Origin of the sequence: Pseudomonas citronellolis (assembly GCF_001586155.1) — a bacterium.
In the GTDB taxonomy this organism is placed as follows: domain Bacteria; phylum Pseudomonadota; class Gammaproteobacteria; order Pseudomonadales; family Pseudomonadaceae; genus Pseudomonas; species Pseudomonas citronellolis.
This window is the reverse complement of the sequence record NZ_CP014158.1, coordinates 5,650,993-5,669,020: the sequence shown is the minus strand read 5'-3', so window position 1 is coordinate 5,669,020 and position 18,028 is coordinate 5,650,993. Positions and strand designations below refer to the sequence as shown.

The window sequence follows — 18,028 nt, the reverse complement described above, 5'->3', positions numbered from 1 at the left end:
AACGTCTGACAGACTTCAGGCCGTGGATGAGTCCACGGCAGCGCCGCCCGCTCCTGACGGCCCTGCCTTCCTCGCGATCTGTGCGTTTAGCGGGAGCTGCCGCTCCTCCCAGCCTTCCCCCAGGTACCTTGGCAGCTCCCTTTTCTTGTTCGACGAGGAGTCAGTCATGCCTGAAGTTCGTCACGCCCGCGTCATCATCCTGGGCTCCGGCCCCGCCGGTTACTCGGCTGCCGTCTATGCCGCCCGCGCCAACCTCAGGCCGCTGCTGATCACCGGCCTGCAGGCCGGCGGCCAACTGACCACCACCACCGAGGTGGACAACTGGCCCGGCGACCCCCACGGCCTCACCGGCCCGGCGCTGATGCAGCGCATGCAGGAGCACGCCGAGCGCTTCGAGACCGAGATCGTCTTCGACCACATCAACGCCGTGGACCTGGCCGGCAAGCCGTTCGTGCTCAAGGGCGACAGCGGCACCTACACGGCCGATGCGCTGATCATCGCCACCGGCGCCAGCGCCCGCTACCTGGGCCTGCCTTCGGAAGAGGCATTCATGGGCAAGGGCGTCTCCGCCTGCGCCACCTGCGACGGCTTCTTCTACCGCAACCGCGAAGTGGCGGTGGTCGGTGGCGGCAACACGGCGGTGGAAGAGGCGCTGTATCTGGCCAACATCGCCAGCAAGGTGACCCTGGTGCACCGCCGCGAGACCTTCCGCGCCGAGAAGATCCTGCAGGACAAGCTGCGCGCCCGTATAGCCGAGGGGAAAATCGCCCTGAAGCTGAACGCCCGGGTGGAAGAGGTGCTGGGTGACGACATGGGCGTCACCGGCGTGCGTCTGCGCAACAACGATGGCAGCGCCGAGGAATTGAAGGTGGACGGGCTGTTCGTGGCCATCGGGCATACGCCGAACACTTCGCTGTTCGAGAACCAGCTGCAGCTGAAGGACGGCTACCTGGTGGTCAACGGCGGCCGTGATGGCAACGCTACCGCTACCAGCATCCCCGGCGTGTTCGCCGCGGGTGATGTGGCTGATCACGTCTATCGCCAGGCCATCACCTCGGCCGGCGCCGGCTGCATGGCGGCGCTGGACGTGGAGCGCTACCTGGATTCGCTGTAACGGCCCCAAGAGCCGGCGTGCAGGACGGAGCCCCGCTGGTCGGGGCTTTTTCCTTTTTGGGAGGGGGAGGCCCGAGCTTTCCTGGAACTGTAGGAGCAACTGTCTTGCCGGCTGCACCGAGGTGCTCTTCGTAGGATGGGTTGAGCCTGCGAAACCCATGCGGTGGCGGTGATGGGTATCGCTTCGCTCAACCCATCCTACGAAAAGCGTTTCGGCACAGACTGTTGACCAATGAGCCCCAGGCCCTCCTGTGCGCCCCCAAGAAAAAGCCCCGCATCGCGGTAATGCTGTTCACTTAAGCGATATGTGGTGGTTCAGCGAAGGTGCGCCAGCCTGGCTTCGCTCCCTCACCCCAGCCCTCTCCCAAAGGGAGAGGGGGCTGTTCGTGCCACCGGGGTGTCCGGCGGGGGCGTTGAGTTCAATCGCGGACAAGGTCCGCTCCTACGCCCGTGCCTCTCTGAACCGTAGGACTCTGTCCGCGATTCGGCGGATAACGCCGTAAGGACTTCCAGAGAAACATCCGCGCGCACCGAAACGCCCCTTCAGAAGGCCGAGCGAAACCGGCGCTCAGGAGGTCATGCGACATGGATGTCGCGAGAGCCCCGATGGGCTACAGGGACGTACCCTCGGGGCGGGCCTCCGTGGCGGGGGAATTCGCGAGGGTAGCCCGGCTCCATCGGGCCCGTATGCGGGGCAAGCCTTTTTGGTTCCTTTTGTGGCGTTTGACAAAAGGGACTCGCCCGAGGGGGCGAAACAAGACGGTCGGGCAGACTCGGTGCGGCGCAGAAACACCCAAGCCAAGGCAACTGGGTTATTAGTATTGTTCGCGGCAATGACGAGCTTAAGGCCGGAGTGGGGCAAGCTTCGCGAGCCAGGCCATAACCCCAAATGAAAAATACCGTTTCCCCCAGGCAGAGAAACGGCATCCTTTCTTAAGTGAACAGCATTACCGCATCAGCGGGGCTTTTCTGTATCCGAGGCCTCAACCGCGCCGCGACAACGGCTGACGCTCGAATCGCACGCCGGCCAGGCCGGTATTCTGCAGCGCCCGGATATTGGCGTGATCAGTACCCTCGGGCGTATCACGCACCGCGCGGTAATGCTCACCGAAGGCCAGCAGGGTTTCCTCCAGGCTCAGGCCCTCGAGGATGGCGAAGCCGAGCGTCTTGCAGGACCCCTCGTTCTGCCCGGCCGGGTTTTCCACCGGGCCGTTGCTGAAGGCGCTGGGGCTGTAGCTGTAGTGCTCGGCGATGAACGCCAGGGTATCGGTGAACAGGTGCTGCTCGCTGCGCAGGCGCGCGCGGAAATCGGTGAGGGTCATCAAGGCGGGCTCGTCAGTGTTTCTTGGCGGTGTCGAAGGCGGCCTGCTGCTCGGGCGAGGCCTCCTTCTGGTATTTCGCCTTCCATTCGGCGTAAGGCATGCCGTAGATCTCCTCGCGGGCCTGTTCCGGGCTCAGCTCCAGGCCCATGTCGTCGGCCGCGGCCTTGTACCACTTGGACAGGCAGTTGCGGCAGAAGCCGGCGAGGTTCATCAGGTCGATGTTCTGCACGTCCTTGCGGTTGCGCAGGTGCTGCACCAGGGTGCGGAACGCCGCGGCTTCCAGTTCCGTGCGTTGTTCCTGGCTGAGGTCGAGGATGCTGTGTTCGGGCTTGCTCATGGGTCGGGCTCTCGCGTGGCGCGTCGTCGTGGGACGTCGGGGCTCTTCGGGGCTGCGCAGATGATAAGAGCGGGGGCGGGCGCCAGCAATGGCCGTTGGCCAGGCGGCGCCGCGCGGCTCAGCGCTGCGCGGCGAGGGCGATCGACACCGATTCGGCGAAGCGCAGGGCGTGGGGCTTGTCCACCTCCACCTCGGCGTAGCGCACCGCCGGGTGGGCCATGACCAGGTCGAGGATTTCCTGGGTCAGGCGCTCCAGCAGGGCGAAGCGGTTTTCCTCGACGTGGGCGATGATCGCCTTGGTGATGGTGCGGTAGTTCAGCGCGTGCTCGATGTCGTTGACCTGCACCGCCTCCTGCGAGGGGTAGAGGATGGTCAGGTTGATCAGCACGTCCTGCTTGTTGAGGATTTCCTCTTCCTTGATGCCGATGTAGGTGCGCACGCGCAGATCCTTCACGCGGATCCGCGCCATGCCCGGCTGCAATTGCGTCATTGTCACTTGCTCCGTCCGATCAGTTGGAGGAATTCCTGGCGGGTGTTGCTGGAGTCGCGGAAGGCGCCGAGCATCACCGAGGTGAACATCTGCGAGTTCTGCTTCTCCACCCCGCGCATCATCATGCACATGTGCTGGGCCTCGATCACCACCGCCACGCCGGCGGCGCCGGTGATGCGCTCGACCGCCTCGGCGATCTGCCGCGTCAGGTTCTCCTGGATCTGCAGGCGGCGGGCGAACATGTCGACGATGCGCGCCACCTTCGACAGGCCCAGCACCCGTCCGGTGGGAATGTACGCCACATGGGCCTTGCCGATGAAGGGCAGCAGGTGGTGTTCGCACAGCGAATACAGCTCGATGTCGCGAACGATCACCATCTCGTCGTTATCCGAGGCGAACAGCGCGCCGTTGACCACCTCTTCCAGGCTCAGCTCGTAGCCGTGGCACAGGTAGCGCATGGCCTTGGCGGCGCGCTTGGGGGTGTCGAGCAGGCCCTCGCGCTCGGGGTTCTCGCCCAGGCCCAGGAGTATCTCGCGGTAGTTCGCGGACAGGGAATCGGTCATTGCAGGGTTCCTCGCGCCACGCCGGGCGGTCATTTGAGGTGCCGGCCGCCGTTGACGGTCAAGGTGGTGCCGGTGACGTAGGGGGTGTCCAGCAGGTAGCGGATGGCCTGGTAGACGACGTCCGGCCCGGGCTCGATGCCCAGGGCGGATTTCGCCAGGGTGCGCGCGCGGTAGTCGGCGTCGTCCCCGGCGTTGAACATGACCAGCGCCGGGGCGATGGTGTTGACCTTGATCTTCGGCGCCAGGCGCGCGGCGAAGGACAGCGTCAGGCTGTCCAGCCCGGCCTTGCTGGCGCAATAGGCGACGTGCTTGGCGCTGCCCTTGCGCACCACGTCGTCGCTGACGTGGATGATGTCGGCCGGCTGCGAGCGTTCCAGCAGCGGCGCGCAGTGCAGGTTGATCAGGTAGGGGGCGAGCATGTGCACGCTGAACAGCGCGCGGAAGGCCTCGGCCTCGTGGCCGGGCGTTTCGGCGAGCCACGCCGAGGCATTGTGGACGATGGCGCGCAGGCTGTCGGTGTGCGCCTTGAGTTCGTCGATGAAGGCGAGGATGCCGGCCTCCTCGGCGAAGTCGCCGTACAGGCAGGTCGCGCCGCGCTCGCGCAGTTGCTGCAGCCCGGGCTTGTCGCTGCGGTAGCTGACGATCACCGGCTGGCCCGCGTCGAGCAGGCGCAGCGCGCAGTGCAGGCCGACGCGCTGGCTGGCGCCGGTGATCAGGATGGGGGCCGGGGATGCGCTCATGCGAGCCTCGTGGCTGGTGGAAAACCGCCGGCGGAGGCATATCCGAGCGGCGCGGTGGGAAAAAACTATACCAGCCCGGCGGCGCCGGCGAACACCCGTGGCCGGCTTGCGGCATAATGGGCGTTTGTCGCATGAACCGGGAGTTTCCATGAAAGTCGCCATTCTGTCCGGGTCGGTCTACGGCACCGCCGAAGAGGTCGCGCGCCATGCCAGACGCCTGCTGGAGGCCGCGGGCCTGGAGACCTGGTTCGAGCCGCGCGCCACCCTGGACGCGCTGATCGAAGCCGCGCCCGACGCCTTCCTGACGGTCACCTCGACCACCGGCCTGGGCGAGCTGCCGGACAACATCCAGCCGCTGTACTACGCCCTGCGCGACCGCCTGCCGAACTGGCGCGGCCTGCCCGGCGCGGTGATCGGCCTGGGCGACTCCAGCTACGGCGACACCTACTGCGGCGGCGGCGAGCAGGTGCGCGAGCTGTACGCCGAACTGGGCCTGCGCGAGGTGCTGCCGATGCTGCGCCTGGACGCCAGCGAGACGGTCACCCCGGAGACCGACGCCGAGCCCTGGATCGCCGAGTTCATCGCTGCGTTGAAGGGTTGATGCACGACCTGCAGCGTGCCCCACCTGTAGGAGCGCGCCCTGCGCGCGAATCGCAGGCAGGGCCTGCTCCTACGAGAAACTGTGCTCGCCTGCAACGTAGGAGCAACTGTCTTGCGCCGAGGTGCTCTTCGTAGGATGGGTTGAGCTTGCGAAACCCATGCGGTGGCGCTGATGGGTATCGCTTCGCTCAACGCTGTCCTACGAAAAGCCGTGCTTCTTGGAACCGTAGGAGCGGACTCCGTCCGCGATGCCCGCTCAGCCCATGGGGTGCAGCGGAAACTCCTCCAGCAGCGCCAGCCACGCCTTGGCCGCGTGAGACAGGTAGGCGTCGCGGCGCCAGATGAAGCAGATGTCCCAGCGCAGGTCCGGCTCGCTCAGCAGCACCCGCGCCACCCCCGGCCGTTCCACTTCCTGCGCCACCGCCCGCGGCAGCAGCACCACGCCTTGCCCGGCGGCCACCAGCGCGCCGAGGAAGTCGGCCTGGCCGCTGCGCCCGCCTTCACGGGGCTCGAAGCCGGCCTCGCGGCAGGCGCGCAGCAGGCGGTCGTTGAGGGTGAAGCTCTGCTGGTAGAGCAGGAAGGGCGTGTCGGCCAGTTCGGCCAGGGCGATGCTTTCGCGCCCGGCCAGCGGGTGCGCGGCCGGCAGTAGGGCGTCCAGCGGCTCGTTGCAGAACGGCTGCCAGTCGAAGGCCGGGTCGTTCGGCGTGAGCGCGCCGGCCAGTTCCAGTTCGCCGGCGTGCAGCGCCTGCTCCAGGCTCTTGCTGCCGCCTTCCACCAGGTGCACCTGGATGTGCGGGTAGCGCTTGCGGTATTCGGCGAAGCGCCAGGCGAACAGGGCGTCGGCGCCCAGCAGCGGCAGGCCCAGGCGCAGTTCGCCGCGCTTCATCTGGCTGAGGTCGTCCAGTTCGATCAGCAGTTCGCGGCGCAGGCGCAGCATGTCCTCGGCGCGGCGCAGCACCACTTCGCCGGCGGCGGTCAGGCGCACGTGGGGGCCGCTGCGTTCCAGCAGTTGCACGTGCAGGCTCTGCTCCAGCTGGGCCACCTGCTTGCTGATGGCCGACTGGCTGGCGTGCAGGCGCTGCGCGGCCTGGGTGAAGCTGCCCTGGCGCACCACCTCGACGAAGCTGCGCAGTTGCTTGAATTCCATTTTGGAATGGCCTCGATTCGAACAATTCGCTTTGGGGATAGTAGCCCCGGGCTTAACCTGAGCGCCATCCACAGCACACCGCCACGCAGGCACCCGAAATGATCCGCCGCATCGCCCGACTGGGCTTCGAACTCGCCGTCCTCATCGCCTTCTGGTGGTTCGGCGGCTGGCTGGCGCAAGCCACCGGCCTGCCGCTGCCCGGCGGGGTGGTGGGGCTCGGCCTGCTGCTGGCGCTGTTCGCCAGCGGGGCGATCCGCCCGGCCCTGCTGCAGGGCGGCGCCGGGCTGCTGCTGGCGGAGATGCTACTGTTCTTCATCCCCGCGCTGATGAGCCTGCTGGACTATGGCCCGCTGCTGCGCAGCGAGGGCTGGAAGATATTGCTGGTGATCATGTGCAGCACCCTGCTGGTGATGCTGGTCACCGCGCTGTCGGTGGAAGGCATGTACCGCTGGAGGTCGCGCCATGAGTCTCGATAAGCAAGCCCTGTTCTGGCTGGCCCTGACCCTCGGCGGCTACCTGTTCAGCCGCCAGTTGTACAAGCGCGTGCGCTGGTACGGCTTCGCGCCCATCGTGTTCGTCCCGGTGCTGCTGTTCGCCGTGGCCATCCCGCTGCACGCCCATTACGCCGACTACTCGCGCGACACCAACTGGTTGGTGGCGCTGCTCGGCCCGGCCACCGTGGCCTTCGCCGTGCCCATCTGGCAGCAGCGCGCGCTGCTGGCGCGGCACTGGCCGGCGCTGCTGGTGGGCATGTGCGCCGGCTCCGCGGTGGCCATCGGCAGTTCCTGGATGCTGGCCAACGCCCTGGCGCTGGACGGCCAGGTGGCGCTGTCGCTGGTGCCGCGTTCGATCACCACGCCGCTGGCCATGGAGATGTCCCAAGACCTGGGCGGCGTGCCGGAGCTGACCGCCGCCTTCGTGATGATCACCGGGGTGTTCGGCGCCCTGGCCGGCGGCCTGCTGATGAAGCTGCTGCCGCTGCGCTCGACCCTCGCCCGCGGCGCCCTTCTGGGTGTCGGCGCCCACGGCGCGGGTACCAGCCGGGCCTACGAGTTCGGCGGCGAGGAGGGCTCCACGGCGGGGCTGCTGATGGTCCTCACCGGGCTGTTCAACCTGATGCTGGCGCCCGCCGTCGCGCTGGTACTGTAGGCGCGAGCCGCGCCGAGGTGCCTTTCGTAGGATGGGTTGAGCTTGCGAAACCCATGCGGTCGCGGTGATGGGTATCGCTTCGCTCAACCCATCCTACGGGGCCGTCATTTGCTGTGTGGGATAGGACTGTCAGACCCCCGACAGTCCCGCGGCCTTCGCCTGACTAGACTGGCCCCATCGAACAACAACAACGATGAGGACCGCCCCATGAACGCCGCCGCTCCCGCACCTTCCGTGAAAGACCAGGTCTCCGAGGCCGAATGGCAGACCCGCGTCGACCTCGCCGCCTGCTACCGGCTGATCGCCCTGTACGGCTGGGACGACCTGATCTTCACCCACATCTCGGCCAAGGTCCCCGGCACCGAGGACTTCCTCATCAACCCCTACGGCATGATGTTCCACGAGATTACCGCCTCCAGCCTGGTGAAGGTGGACCTGGCCGGCAAGAAGCTGATGGACAGCCCCTACGACATCAACCCCGCCGGCTACACCATCCACAGCGCCGTGCACGAGGTGCGCCACGACGTCGGTTGCGTGCTGCACATCCACACCCCCGCCGGCATCGCCGTGTCGGCGCAGAAGAACGGCCTGCTGCCGTTGTCGCAGCAGTCGCTGTTCGTGCTCTCCAGCCTGGCCTACCACGGCTACGAGGGCGTGGCCCTGAACCACGACGAGAAGGCCCGCCTGCAGGTCGACCTGGGCGACAAGCACTTCATGATCCTGCCCAACCACGGCCTGCTCACCGCCTTCGGCACCGTGGCCGACGCCTTCCTCGGCATGTTCACCCTGCAGCGCGCCTGCGAGGCGCAGGTGATGGCGCAGAGCGGCGGTGGCGAGTTGATCCGCATCCCGCAGCAGATCCTCGACGGCGCCCGGGCCATGGTCGCCGGGGTGATGAAGACCTCCCAGGGCATGGGCGGGGGCCTGGCCTGGCCGGCGCTGCTGCGCAAGCTCGACCTGCAGAACCCCGGCTACCGCGACTGATGGCCGGCATCGCCATCCCCCTGCGCGACTGGCGCGCGCAGGGGCGCACCTTCGACTTCAACGGCCACGCCATCCGCTACTGGGAGGCCGGCGCGGGCGAGCCGCTGCTGCTGATCCACGGCTTCCCCAGCGCCTCCTGGGACTGGAACAAGCTGTGGCAGCCGCTGGCCGGGCGCTACCGGGTGATCGCCTGCGACATGCTCGGCTTCGGCGATTCTGCCAAGCCGCGCAACCACGCCTACCGCATCCATGAACAGGCCGACCTGCAGCAGGCGCTGCTGGCCCATCTGGACGTGCGCCAGCCCGTGCACCTGCTGGTCCACGACTACGGCAACAGCGTCGGCCAGGAACTGCTGGCGCGGCACCTGGAAGGACAAATCCAACTGGCCTCGCTGGTGTTCCTCAATGGCGGGCTGTTCCCCGAGACGCACCGCCCGGTGCTCTCGCAGAAGCTGCTGCTCAGCCCGCTGGGCGGCTTCTTCGGGCGCTTCTTCGACCGTGGCAAGCTGGCCGCCAACTTCGCCAAGGTGTTCGGCCCGCGCACCCGGCCGAGCGAGGAGGAGCTGGACGCGTTCTGGAGCCTGATCGCCTGCAACGACGGGCCGAAGGTGATGCACCGGCTGGTCCACTACATCCTCGACCGCCGCGAACACCGCGAGCGCTGGGTGGGCGCCATGCAGCGCACCTCCGTGCCGCTGCGGCTGATCGACGGGCCCGTGGACCCGATCTCCGGCGCGCACATGGTCGAGCGCTACCGCCAGTTGATCCCGCGGCCGGACACGGTGATGCTCGACGGTATCGGCCACTACCCGCAGACCGAGGCGCCGGAGCAGGTGCTGGCGCACTACCTGGCGTTCCGCACGCGCCTGGCGGGGCAGGTGCAGCCGGCGGCCTGAAGGGGCCGCCGGCATCATCCCCGGACCTTATCGCGGCATATTCAGGCCCGGCGTCTTGGTTGTGACCGTCAAACGTCTGTTTGACACTCCGTAGCCATCAACCTGCCTGGGAGTACCAACCATGAGTGATGCCGTTCGTTTCGACGACAAGGTCGTGATCGTCACCGGTGCCGGCGGCGGCCTTGGCCGTGCCCACGCCCTGCTGTTCGCCAAACATGGCGCCAAGGTGGTGGTGAATGACCTGGGCGGCAGTACCCATGGCGAGGGCGCCAACGCTTCGGCCGCCGACCGCGTGGTGGCGGAGATCCGCGCCGCCGGCGGCACCGCCATCGCCAACCACGACTCGGTGACCGACGGCGAGAATATCGTGCGCGAGGCCGTGGAAGCCTTCGGCCGCGTCGACGTGGTGGTGAACAACGCCGGCATCCTGCGCGACAAGACCTTCCACAAGATGGAAGACGCCGACTGGGACCTGGTCTACAAGGTCCACGTCGAGGGCGCCTACAAGGTGACCCGCGCCGCCTGGCCGCTGATGCGCGAGCAGGGCTACGGGCGGGTTATCTTCACCGCCTCCACCTCGGGCATCTACGGCAACTTCGGGCAGAGCAACTACGGCATGGCCAAGCTCGGCCTCTACGGCCTGACCCGCACCCTGGCCCTGGAGGGCCGCAAGAGCAACATCCTGGTCAACGCCATCGCCCCCACCGGCGGCACCCGCATGACCGAGGGGCTGATCCCGCCGCAGGTGTTCGAGCAGCTCAAGCCCGAGTTGGTCAGCCCGCTGGTGGTCTACCTGGGCAGCGAGGCCTGCCAGGACACCTCCGGCCTGTATGAAGTGGGCGGCGGCTGGATGGGCAAGGTGCGCTGGGAGCGCAGCCTGGGCTTCGGCTTCGACCCGCGCGAAGGCTTCGACGCCGAGGACGTGGCGGCGCACTGGCAGCAGATCAGCAGCTTCGAGAACGCCGTGCACCCGGCGGACAACGTCGAGGCCCTGCGCGAGATGATGGCCAACCTGCAGAAATACGTCGGCTGATCGCGACAGGCAGACGGGCGGAACGGCCGGGGTGCTGCTCCGCGCGCCATGACGCAGTAAGGTGGAAGGCCGGCGCAAGCCGGCCTTCGTCCTTTCCGTCAGCCTGGAGTCCAGCATGAGCGTGATCGTCGAGCACAACGGCCCGGTAACCACCCTGATCATCGACCGCCCCGCGGCGCGCAACGCGGTCGACCGGCCCACCGCCGACGCCCTGGCCGAGGCCCTGCGCGCCTTCGAGGCCGACGAGCAGGCGAAGGTGGCGGTGCTCACCGGCGCCGGCGGCACCTTCTGCGCCGGCGCCGACCTCGCCGCGGTGGCCGAGGGCAGCGAGCGGCGCAACCGCCTGGAAATGGAAGGCGACGCCCCCATGGGCCCCAGCCGCATGCACCTGAACAAGCCGCTGATCGCCGCCATCGAGGGCTACGCCGTGGCCGGCGGCCTGGAGCTGGCGCTGCTGGCCGACCTGCGGGTGATGGCCGAGGACGCGGTGTGCGGGGTGTTCTGCCGGCGCTTCGGCGTGCCGCTGATCGACGGCGGCACCGTGCGCCTGCCGCGCATCATCGGCCAGGGCCGGGCGCTGGACCTGATCCTCACCGGCCGCCCGGTCGCCGCCCAGGAAGCCCTGGGCATGGGCCTGGCCAACCGCGTGGTGGCCAAGGGCGAAGCCCGCGCCGCCGCCGAGGACCTGGCCCGGCAGATCGCCGACTTCCCCCAGGCCTGCATGCTGGCCGACCGCGACAGCGTCTATGCGCAGTGGAACCAGTCGTTCGACGTGGCCATGGCGAATGAATTCCAGGGTGGGCTGATGGTGATTCTCAGCGGCGAGACCCAGGCCGGGGCGCAACGCTTCGCGCGGGGGGAGGGGCGGCATGGGAAGTTCTGAGGGGCAGGGTTGCTTTTCGTAGGAGCGAGCTTGCTCGCGAATGGAGTTTCCCGGTGATTGCAGTGTTTCGGGTTGACTCCGTCCCCTCTCCCCAGCCCTCGGCTGCGCGCCCCGCCCTGAAGGGAGAGGGGGCTTGTCCGTGCCGAGAGGAGGAATGGTTTCAGCCGGTAATCATTGTGCTAGCCGGCTAACGCCGAGATATCAGCATCTGCCCAACGGTCCCCTCTCCCTTCAGGGAGAGGGTTAGGGAGAGGGAAAGGCGCTTCCCTCATGCAGCGGCGTCCCAGGGAAACTCCATTCGCGAGCAAGCTCGCTTCCTACATGGCAGGACGAACCCCGTCGTAGGATGGTGTTGAGCGAAGCGATACCCATCGCCATGGCCTGATGGGTATCGCAAGCTCAACCCATCCTACGAAGAGCGCCTCAGCGCTTGATGATCACGTAAGTCTTGCGCACCGTCTCCTGGATGTCCCACACCCCCAGGCTGTTCTGCGGCAACAGGAAGGCGTCGCCGGCCTGGAAGGCGATGGGCTCGCCGTCGTCCGGGGTGAAGGTGCCGCGGCCGCTGATGAAGTGGCAGAACTCCTGCTCGACGATCTGCCGGCGCCAGCGGCCCGGGGTGCATTCCCAGATGCCGGTGTCGACCTGGTCGGGGCGTTCCACTTCGGCCATGCGGGTGTGCGAGACCGGCTCGCCCAGCGGCACGCCGACCGGGCTGGCTTCGCCCAGGGGCGCGTTGGGGGTGTCCTTGAGGTGGGTGATCTTCATCGGGGCTCCAGTGGGTTGTCGGTGCAAAGGGGGCGGCCGGCTTCAGCCGACCTTCCAGGTCATCAGGCCTTCCATGCCGGCGGCGAGTCTTTCCGCCAGTTGCCGGCGCCAGGCCGGGGTGTTGGGGTTGGCCAGCACCTCGTCCTCGTGGACGAAGCTGCGGATGATCGCGTTGTAGCCCAGCCAGCGGCACGGCTCGGGTTCCCAGGCGCGCAGGGCGTCGGTCATGGCGCGGTCGTGGATCACCCAGTTCTGCCGGGTCTCCAGGCTGTCGTTGCCGAGGATCAGGTCGGCCAGGGTGCGCCCGCCCAGGTTGGTGGCGCCCACGCCTTCGCCGCCGTAGCCGCCGGACAGGGCGATGCCGTTGCGGCGGTCGATCAGCATGTGCGGGTGGAAGCGCCGCGACATGCCCAGGTTGCCGCCCCAGGTGTGGGTGATCTTCACGTCCTTGAGCTGCGGGAACAGCTCGCCGAACAGGTAGCGGCGCAGGCCGACCTCGTCGTCGTCGAGGCTGAAATCGCTGCGCAGCTTGCCGCCGAAGCGGTAGCCGCCGCGGGCGCCGAAGGCCAGGCGGTTGTCCCGGGTGCGCTGGCCGTAGGTGACCTGGCGGCTGAACTCGCTGAAGGCCTGGCCGTGCTCCAGGCCGATCTCCGCCCATACCGACTCGGGCAGCGGCTCGGTGGCCACCAGCAGGCTCTGCACCGGCAGCTGGTAGTTGCCCAGGGGTGGCAGGGCGGCGGCGTAGCCTTCCACCGCCGGCACTATCCAGTGGGCCTTCACGCTGCCCTTGTCGGTGCGCAGCAGGCCGGGCTGCCAGTGGCTGACGCGGCTCTTCTCGAACACTTGCACGCCCAGGCGCTCCACCGCGCGGGCCAGGCCGCGGGCCAGCTTGGCCGGGTCGATGGTGGCGCAGTGCGGGGTGTAGAGCGCGCCCAGGGCGCTGGGGATGCGCAGCTGTCCGTCCAGTTCGGCCTTCGACAGCCAGCGGTAGTCGTCCTCGCCCAGGCCCTCGTGGCGCAGGTCGGCCAGGTACTGGCGCAGGCGGCGTTCCTGTTCCGGGTAGCGCGCCGCGCAATAGAGCACGCCGCCCTTGCGGTAGTCGCAGTCGATGCCTTCGTGTTCCAGCACCCTGGCCACCTCGTCGGGGATGCCGTGCAGCAGGTCCCAGGTCTCGCGGCGGCGCGGCTCGGGCATGCGGCCCACCAGGCGGTCCTCGCCCAGCAGCGCGCCCATCAGCCAGCCGCCGTTGCGCCCGGAGGCGCCGAAGCCGGCGGTCTCGGCTTCGAGGATGGCGACCTTCAATTGCGGCGCGCGGGTCTTCAGGTAATAGGCCGTCCACAGCCCGGTATAGCCGGCGCCGACGATGGCCACGTCGACCTCCAGGGCGCCTTCCAGGGCCGGGCGGGCGATGAAGTCGTCGTCCAGTTGGTTCATCCACAGGCTGATATGGCGCCATGCCGACATAGGGGCGACTCCGGGCAGAAGGGTGATGGGGAATGTGCGCAAGCCTAGAAGCGCCGGGGCTTCCTGTCGTGTGCGCGGGTACGCGGGGAAAAGCCGGCTGACGGCAATTGTAGGAGCGGATCTCATCCGCGAAACGCGCCGGGACGCCCGGCTATCGCGGACAAGGTCCGCTCCTAGGAGGTGCAGCAGAAACGCCGTCGTAGGATGGGTTGAGCGAAGCGATACCCATCACCGCGACTGCATGGGTTTCGTAAGCTCAACCCATCCTACGAAGAGCGCCTCGGCGTTACGGGTTTTCCATCCGCTTGAGGTATTCCCGCGGCGACAGCCCGGTCTGCTGGCGGAAGCAGCGGTAGAAGGCCGACAGCGAGTTGAAGCCGGCGGAGAAGGCCAGCTCGTCGATGCGCGCCGAGGTGGCCGGGCGCAACTGTTTCAGCAGGTGCTGCAGGCGCTTCTGGTTGACGTACTGGTAGAAGCTCAGGCCCATCACCTGGTTGAGCAGGTAGGAAATCTGGTTGCGTGTGTAGCCGGTAGCGCCGGCCACCTGCGACAGGTCCAGGTCCGGCGCGAGGTACGGCTGGGCCTTGTGGAAGTATTCCTCCAGGTCCGCGGCCAGCTGGCTGAGCTGGCGCGGCGACAGGCCCAGGCGGCTGGCCGGCGGGCGGCTGTCGCCGGAGGCGCGTGCGGCGCCCGGGGCGTCCTCGCGGACCAGGGTGGCGTATTCGTTGATGCGCCAGATCAGCCCGTCGCGCACGCTGATGGCTTCGCTGGAGTGGAACACCGCCAGGCGCCCGCTGAGGGTGATGGCGGTGCGGTACTGGATGAAGGCCGTGTCGCCGTCGACGCGGATGCGGTCGATGTGGTCGAGGAATTCGTCCGGGCGGCTGGGCATGGTCTGGGTGACGTACTCGCGCAGGTCCGCCAGGCCCATGCGGCGGTTCTGGAAGTAGTCGTTGTATTCCACCTCGGGATGGTAGAGCGCCAGCGCCGCGTCCAGGTCGCGGCGCTTCCAGCTGTCGTGGTAGCGCTGCACCACGTCGCGGGTGCTCGGGGTGAGGTGGCTGTCGGCCGGGGTCGGGTGGGTCGCTTGCATGGCGCACAGGATGCCGCAGAGCGGCGCGCTCGGGTAGGGGGGAGGCCCCGCTATCATCCAGGCACTGCATGATGGGCCATGCCCGGCGTCAATGGTGGCCGCCCGGGGCCGTCGCAGAGGGGGGATTCACTCTTTCGGCTGACAGTGCAAATACCTCCTTGGTGCGCTTGGTCGCGACCGGGCCGGCTGAGTAGCGTGTAGCCGCCTAGACACCGTCAGGAGTGCCGAATGACAACAAAAACAAGGCGCGTATCGTTCCAACCGAAACTGCTGGCCGCTGCTGTAGCCCTGGGTTGCGCCACCCAGGCCGGGGCCGTCTCGTTCAACATCGGGGAAATCGAGGGGCAGCTGGATTCGACGCTGTCCGTGGGGGCCAGCTGGGGGCTGCGCGACGCCGACTCGGAATACGTCGGCGCCCGCAACGGCGGCCGCGCCTCGTCGCAGACCTCCGACGACGGCCGCCTGAACTTCAAGAAGGGCGAGACCTTCTCGAAGATCTTCAAGGGCATCCACGACCTGGAGCTGAAGTACGGCGACACCGGCGTCTTCGTCCGCGGCAAGTACTGGTACGACTTCGAGCTGAAGGACGAGCACCGCGAGCTGTACGACATCAGCGACCAGGGCCGCAGCATGGGCGCGCGCTCCTCCGGCGCCGAACTGCTGGACGCCTTCATCTACCACAAGTACAGCATCGGCGACCTGCCCGGCACCGTGCGCCTGGGCAAGCAGGTGGTGAGCTGGGGCGAGAGCACCTTCATCCAGAACTCCATCAACAGCATCAACCCGGTCGACGTCGCCGCCTTCCGCCGCCCCGGCGCGGAGATCAAGGAAGGCCTGATCCCGGTGAGCATGTTCTACATGTCCCAGGGCCTGACCGACAGCCTCACCGCCGAGGGCTTCTACCAGCTGAAGTGGGAGAAGACCGTGGTCGACAACTGCGGCACCTTCTTCTCCACCACCGACGTGGCGGCCAACGGCTGCAACCGCCTGGTCTACGCCGGCAGCGACTTCGACACCGACCCGGCCAGCGGCTACCGCTACCTGGCGCGCTCCGGCGACAACACCGCCCGCGACGGCGGCCAGTGGGGCCTGGCCCTGCGCTGGTACGCGGCGGAGCTGAACGACACCGAGTTCGGCGCCTACGTGATGAACTACCACAGCCGCAACCCGGTCTTCAGCACCATCGCCGGACAAGGCCTGGCCACCGCCAACGCCGCCACCGGCGAGGCCAGCGCGCAGTACCTGATCGAGTACCCGGAGGACATCCGCCTCTACGGCCTGAGCTTCCAGACCAACATCGGCGGCACCTCGGTGGCCGGCGAGGTCAGCTACCGGCCGAACATGCCGCTGCAGCTCAACAGCACCGACCTGACCGTGGCCGCGCTCTACCCGACCACCCTGTTCGGCAACCCCATCTATGCCAGCGGCGCCGCCACCCCCACCGCCGGCGAGGTGATCCACGGCTACGAACGCAAGCCGGTGACCCAGGCCCAGGTGACGGTGACGCAGTTCTTCGACCAGGTGCTGGCCGCCGAACGCCTGACCGTGGTCGGCGAGGTGGGCTACAACCACATCAGCGGCATCGACGACAGCGAGCTGCGCTTCGGCCGCGACTCCATCTGGGGCATCGGCGAGCTGCCCAACAACTCCCTGTGCCAGGGCCTGCTGAACACCGCCAATCCCGGCGAGTGCAACAACAAGGGCTTCTACACCAGCAGCAGCTGGGGTTACCGCGTGCGCGGCATCCTCGACTACCCCAACGTCATCGCCGGCATCAACTTCAAGCCGAACCTGGCCTGGTCCCACGACGTGCACGGCTACGGCCCGAACTTCAGCGAAGGCGCCAAGGCGGTCAGCGTCGGCCTGGATGCGGACTACCAGAACACCTATACCGCCAGCATCAGCTATACCGATTTCTTCGGTGGCGATTACAACCCGATCAACGATCGCGACTTCATCGCCGTCAGCTTCGGTGTGAACTTCTGATCGGTCAGTCAAGGACAGGAAAGATGAACAAGATACGAATCCTGCAATGCGGCGCCCTGGCCCTGAGCCTGCTCTCCGGCGCCGTGATGGCGGCGGTGTCCGCGGACGAGGCGGCCAAGCTCGGCACCAGCCTCACGCCCATGGGCGCGCAGAAGGAAGGCAACGCCGACGACAGCATCCCGGCCTGGACCGGCGGCATCGACAAGAGCGCCGGCAGCGAGGACGCCCGCGGCTTCCTCAGCGACCCCTTCGCCGGCGAGAAGCCGCTGTTCACCATCACCGCGCAGAACGTCGACCAGTACCGGGACAAGCTCACCGACGGCCAGGTGGCGCTGTTCAAGCGCTACCCGGACACCTACCGCATCCCGGTGTACAAGACCCACCGCACCTTCTCGCAGCCGGCGGAGATCTACCAGGCGGTCAAGACCAGCGCGGTGAACGTGCAGCCGATCAACGACGGCAACGGCCTGGCCAACTTCGACAAGAGCCGCTACTACGCCTTCCCGCTGCCGAAGAACGGCGTCGAGGTGCTGTGGAACCATATCACCCGCTACCGCGGCGGCAACCTGGCGCGCACCGTGGTCCAGGTCACCCCGCAGACCAACGGCAGCTACACGCCGATCCGCTTCGAGGAGACCGTGGCCTTCCCGCAGAACATGGGCGACGTGGACCTCGCCAAGGTCAGTAACATCCTGCTGTACTTCAAGCAGTCGGTAACGGCGCCGGCGCGCCTGGCCGGTAACGTGCTGCTGGTGCACGAGACCCTCGACCAGGTCAGGGAGCCGCGCCTGGCGTGGATCTACAACGCTGGCCAACGCCGCGTGCGGCGCGCCCCGCAGGTGGCCTACGACGGCCCCGGCACCGCCGCCGACGGCCTGCGCACCTCGGACAACTTCGACATGTTCTCCGGCGCGCCGGACCGTTACGACTGGAAACTGGTGGGCAAGAAGGAGCTGTACATCCCCTACAACAGCTACAAGCTGGGCCTGCCGACCTACAAGTACGACGACATCGTCAAGGCCGGCCACCTCAACCAGGACCTGACGCGCTACGAGCTGCACCGCGTGTGGGAAGTGGTGGGCACCGTGAAGCCGGGCGAGCGGCACATCTACGCCAAGCGCCACATGTACATAGACGAGGACAGCTGGCAGATCGCCGAAGTCGACCACTACGACGGCCGCGGCCAGCTGTGGCGCGTTTCCGAAGGCCACCAGATGTTCAACTACGTGCACCAGGCCGGCGGCTACGTGCCGGAGGTGATCTACGACGTGATCGCCGGCCGCTACCTGGCCCTGGGCCTGTTCAACGAAGAGAAGAGCGGCTACCGCTTCGGCATCAAGGCCAGCATGGCCGACTACACCCCGGCGGCGCTGCGCAACGAAGGCGTGCGCTGAGCCGGGCCATGGCCGGCGGCGGGGGTTGCCGCCGGCCATGTACCTTCCTGTAATGCCAAAGGGTGA

19 protein-coding genes are annotated in these 18,028 nt (G+C 67.6%); 10 read left to right on the top strand and 9 right to left on the bottom strand.

Going from position 1 to position 18,028, the window contains the following annotated elements; all coding sequences use genetic code 11:
- Positions 1-166: 166 nt before the first annotated feature.
- Positions 167-1,114: a thioredoxin-disulfide reductase gene (gene trxB, locus PcP3B5_RS24850; protein WP_061562667.1), complete on the top strand. Its 948-nt coding sequence runs from the start codon at positions 167-169 to the stop codon at positions 1,112-1,114.
- Positions 1,115-2,096: 982 nt separating this feature from the next.
- Here the strand turns inward: trxB and PcP3B5_RS24845 are convergent.
- The 5 genes from PcP3B5_RS24845 to folM all read right to left on the bottom strand — a co-directional run bounded on the left by PcP3B5_RS24845 (position 2,097) and on the right by folM (position 4,565).
- The gene (locus PcP3B5_RS24845; RefSeq protein ID WP_009616043.1) at positions 2,097-2,435 is read right to left on the bottom strand and encodes a HopJ type III effector protein; all 339 of its coding nucleotides are present in this window, start codon (positions 2,433-2,435) and stop codon (positions 2,097-2,099) included.
- A 13-nt stretch (positions 2,436-2,448) separates the two neighbouring features.
- Complete coding sequence (locus PcP3B5_RS24840) at positions 2,449-2,772, bottom strand: DUF1244 domain-containing protein (protein WP_009616044.1); 324 nt, start codon at positions 2,770-2,772, stop codon at positions 2,449-2,451.
- Positions 2,773-2,890: 118 nt separating this feature from the next.
- Positions 2,891-3,262: a dihydroneopterin triphosphate 2'-epimerase gene (gene folX / locus PcP3B5_RS24835; RefSeq protein ID WP_009616045.1), complete on the bottom strand. Its 372-nt coding sequence runs from the start codon at positions 3,260-3,262 to the stop codon at positions 2,891-2,893.
- Positions 3,263-3,264: 2 nt separating this feature from the next.
- Positions 3,265-3,825, bottom strand: coding sequence for a GTP cyclohydrolase I FolE (gene folE, locus PcP3B5_RS24830; RefSeq protein WP_009616046.1), 561 nt, complete (start codon positions 3,823-3,825; stop codon positions 3,265-3,267).
- A 29-nt stretch (positions 3,826-3,854) separates the two neighbouring features.
- Positions 3,855-4,565 (bottom strand): dihydromonapterin reductase, encoded by a 711-nt coding sequence (folM, locus tag PcP3B5_RS24825; RefSeq protein WP_061562666.1) that lies wholly within the window; start codon positions 4,563-4,565, stop codon positions 3,855-3,857.
- A gap of 148 nt (positions 4,566-4,713) precedes the next feature.
- Between folM and PcP3B5_RS24820 the strand changes: the two genes are divergently transcribed.
- Entirely contained in the window at positions 4,714-5,166 is a 453-nt protein-coding gene (locus PcP3B5_RS24820; RefSeq protein ID WP_009616048.1) for a flavodoxin, read from the top strand.
- 255 nt (positions 5,167-5,421) lie between these two features.
- Here PcP3B5_RS24820 and PcP3B5_RS24815 read toward each other — a convergent pair whose 3' ends face one another.
- Entirely contained in the window at positions 5,422-6,312 is an 891-nt protein-coding gene (locus PcP3B5_RS24815; RefSeq protein WP_061562665.1) for a LysR family transcriptional regulator, read from the bottom strand.
- Positions 6,313-6,410: 98 nt separating this feature from the next.
- Here PcP3B5_RS24815 and PcP3B5_RS24810 point away from each other — a divergent pair, with 98 nt between their 5' ends.
- The 6 genes from PcP3B5_RS24810 to PcP3B5_RS24785 all read left to right on the top strand — a co-directional run bounded on the left by PcP3B5_RS24810 (position 6,411) and on the right by PcP3B5_RS24785 (position 11,257).
- Complete coding sequence (locus tag PcP3B5_RS24810; RefSeq protein WP_009616050.1) at positions 6,411-6,788, top strand: CidA/LrgA family protein; 378 nt, start codon at positions 6,411-6,413, stop codon at positions 6,786-6,788.
- On the top strand, positions 6,775-7,461 hold the full coding sequence (locus PcP3B5_RS24805) for an LrgB family protein (protein WP_061562664.1): 687 nt from the start codon (positions 6,775-6,777) through the stop codon (positions 7,459-7,461). The genes PcP3B5_RS24810 and PcP3B5_RS24805 overlap by 14 nt, the downstream gene beginning before the upstream one ends.
- A 207-nt stretch (positions 7,462-7,668) precedes the next feature.
- Positions 7,669-8,445, top strand: a complete 777-nt coding sequence (locus PcP3B5_RS24800; RefSeq protein WP_061562663.1) for a class II aldolase/adducin family protein — start codon at positions 7,669-7,671, stop codon at positions 8,443-8,445.
- A complete protein-coding gene (locus PcP3B5_RS24795; RefSeq protein WP_061562662.1) occupies positions 8,445-9,341 on the top strand; it encodes an alpha/beta fold hydrolase in 897 nt (298 codons plus the stop codon). The genes PcP3B5_RS24800 and PcP3B5_RS24795 overlap by 1 nt, the downstream gene beginning before the upstream one ends.
- 121 nt (positions 9,342-9,462) lie before the next feature.
- Positions 9,463-10,374, top strand: a complete 912-nt coding sequence (locus PcP3B5_RS24790) for an SDR family oxidoreductase (RefSeq protein WP_009616054.1) — start codon at positions 9,463-9,465, stop codon at positions 10,372-10,374.
- 115 nt (positions 10,375-10,489) lie between these two features.
- On the top strand, positions 10,490-11,257 hold the full coding sequence (locus PcP3B5_RS24785) for a crotonase/enoyl-CoA hydratase family protein (protein ID WP_043273383.1): 768 nt from the start codon (positions 10,490-10,492) through the stop codon (positions 11,255-11,257).
- Between the two features lie 423 nt (positions 11,258-11,680).
- On the opposite strand, the gene PcP3B5_RS24780 is transcribed toward PcP3B5_RS24785, so the two are convergent.
- The 3 genes from PcP3B5_RS24780 to PcP3B5_RS24770 form a co-directional block, all read right to left on the bottom strand.
- Positions 11,681-12,025, bottom strand: coding sequence for a cupin domain-containing protein (locus tag PcP3B5_RS24780; protein WP_061562661.1), 345 nt, complete (start codon positions 12,023-12,025; stop codon positions 11,681-11,683).
- A 42-nt stretch (positions 12,026-12,067) separates the two neighbouring features.
- Complete coding sequence (locus PcP3B5_RS24775; RefSeq protein WP_061562660.1) at positions 12,068-13,489, bottom strand: NAD(P)/FAD-dependent oxidoreductase; 1,422 nt, start codon at positions 13,487-13,489, stop codon at positions 12,068-12,070.
- Positions 13,490-13,775: 286 nt separating this feature from the next.
- Positions 13,776-14,582, bottom strand: a complete 807-nt coding sequence (locus PcP3B5_RS24770) for an AraC family transcriptional regulator (RefSeq protein ID WP_061562659.1) — start codon at positions 14,580-14,582, stop codon at positions 13,776-13,778.
- Between the two features lie 228 nt (positions 14,583-14,810).
- Here PcP3B5_RS24770 and PcP3B5_RS24765 point away from each other — a divergent pair, with 228 nt between their 5' ends.
- Both PcP3B5_RS24765 and PcP3B5_RS24760 read left to right on the top strand, forming a co-directional pair.
- The gene (locus tag PcP3B5_RS24765) at positions 14,811-16,568 is read left to right on the top strand and encodes a DUF1302 domain-containing protein (protein WP_061562658.1); all 1,758 of its coding nucleotides are present in this window, start codon (positions 14,811-14,813) and stop codon (positions 16,566-16,568) included.
- A 23-nt stretch (positions 16,569-16,591) separates the two neighbouring features.
- Positions 16,592-17,962: a DUF1329 domain-containing protein gene (locus tag PcP3B5_RS24760; protein WP_061562657.1), complete on the top strand. Its 1,371-nt coding sequence runs from the start codon at positions 16,592-16,594 to the stop codon at positions 17,960-17,962.
- Positions 17,963-18,028: the final 66 nt, after the last annotated feature.

What these genes read in the sequence shown, in the direction of transcription:
- folE (WP_009616046.1), bottom strand. Translation starts at nt 3,825, where the DNA reads ATGACCGATTCCCTGTCCGCGAACTACCGCGAGATACTCCTGGGCCTG.
- PcP3B5_RS24800 (WP_061562663.1), top strand. Translation starts at nt 7,669, where the DNA reads ATGAACGCCGCCGCTCCCGCACCTTCCGTGAAAGACCAGGTCTCCGAG.
- PcP3B5_RS24775 (WP_061562660.1), bottom strand. Translation starts at nt 13,489, where the DNA reads ATGTCGGCATGGCGCCATATCAGCCTGTGGATGAACCAACTGGACGAC.
- PcP3B5_RS24765 (WP_061562658.1), top strand. Translation starts at nt 14,811, where the DNA reads ATGACAACAAAAACAAGGCGCGTATCGTTCCAACCGAAACTGCTGGCC.
- PcP3B5_RS24815 (WP_061562665.1), bottom strand. Translation starts at nt 6,312, where the DNA reads ATGGAATTCAAGCAACTGCGCAGCTTCGTCGAGGTGGTGCGCCAGGGC.
- PcP3B5_RS24770 (WP_061562659.1), bottom strand. Translation starts at nt 14,582, where the DNA reads ATGCAAGCGACCCACCCGACCCCGGCCGACAGCCACCTCACCCCGAGC.
- PcP3B5_RS24780 (WP_061562661.1), bottom strand. Translation starts at nt 12,025, where the DNA reads ATGAAGATCACCCACCTCAAGGACACCCCCAACGCGCCCCTGGGCGAA.
- PcP3B5_RS24840 (WP_009616044.1), bottom strand. Translation starts at nt 2,772, where the DNA reads ATGAGCAAGCCCGAACACAGCATCCTCGACCTCAGCCAGGAACAACGC.
- PcP3B5_RS24845 (WP_009616043.1), bottom strand. Translation starts at nt 2,435, where the DNA reads ATGACCCTCACCGATTTCCGCGCGCGCCTGCGCAGCGAGCAGCACCTG.
- PcP3B5_RS24790 (WP_009616054.1), top strand. Translation starts at nt 9,463, where the DNA reads ATGAGTGATGCCGTTCGTTTCGACGACAAGGTCGTGATCGTCACCGGT.
- PcP3B5_RS24810 (WP_009616050.1), top strand. Translation starts at nt 6,411, where the DNA reads ATGATCCGCCGCATCGCCCGACTGGGCTTCGAACTCGCCGTCCTCATC.
- trxB (WP_061562667.1), top strand. Translation starts at nt 167, where the DNA reads ATGCCTGAAGTTCGTCACGCCCGCGTCATCATCCTGGGCTCCGGCCCC.
- folM (WP_061562666.1), bottom strand. Translation starts at nt 4,565, where the DNA reads ATGAGCGCATCCCCGGCCCCCATCCTGATCACCGGCGCCAGCCAGCGC.
- folX (WP_009616045.1), bottom strand. Translation starts at nt 3,262, where the DNA reads ATGACGCAATTGCAGCCGGGCATGGCGCGGATCCGCGTGAAGGATCTG.
- PcP3B5_RS24795 (WP_061562662.1), top strand. Translation starts at nt 8,445, where the DNA reads ATGGCCGGCATCGCCATCCCCCTGCGCGACTGGCGCGCGCAGGGGCGC.
- PcP3B5_RS24785 (WP_043273383.1), top strand. Translation starts at nt 10,490, where the DNA reads ATGAGCGTGATCGTCGAGCACAACGGCCCGGTAACCACCCTGATCATC.
- PcP3B5_RS24760 (WP_061562657.1), top strand. Translation starts at nt 16,592, where the DNA reads ATGAACAAGATACGAATCCTGCAATGCGGCGCCCTGGCCCTGAGCCTG.
- PcP3B5_RS24805 (WP_061562664.1), top strand. Translation starts at nt 6,775, where the DNA reads ATGAGTCTCGATAAGCAAGCCCTGTTCTGGCTGGCCCTGACCCTCGGC.
- PcP3B5_RS24820 (WP_009616048.1), top strand. Translation starts at nt 4,714, where the DNA reads ATGAAAGTCGCCATTCTGTCCGGGTCGGTCTACGGCACCGCCGAAGAG.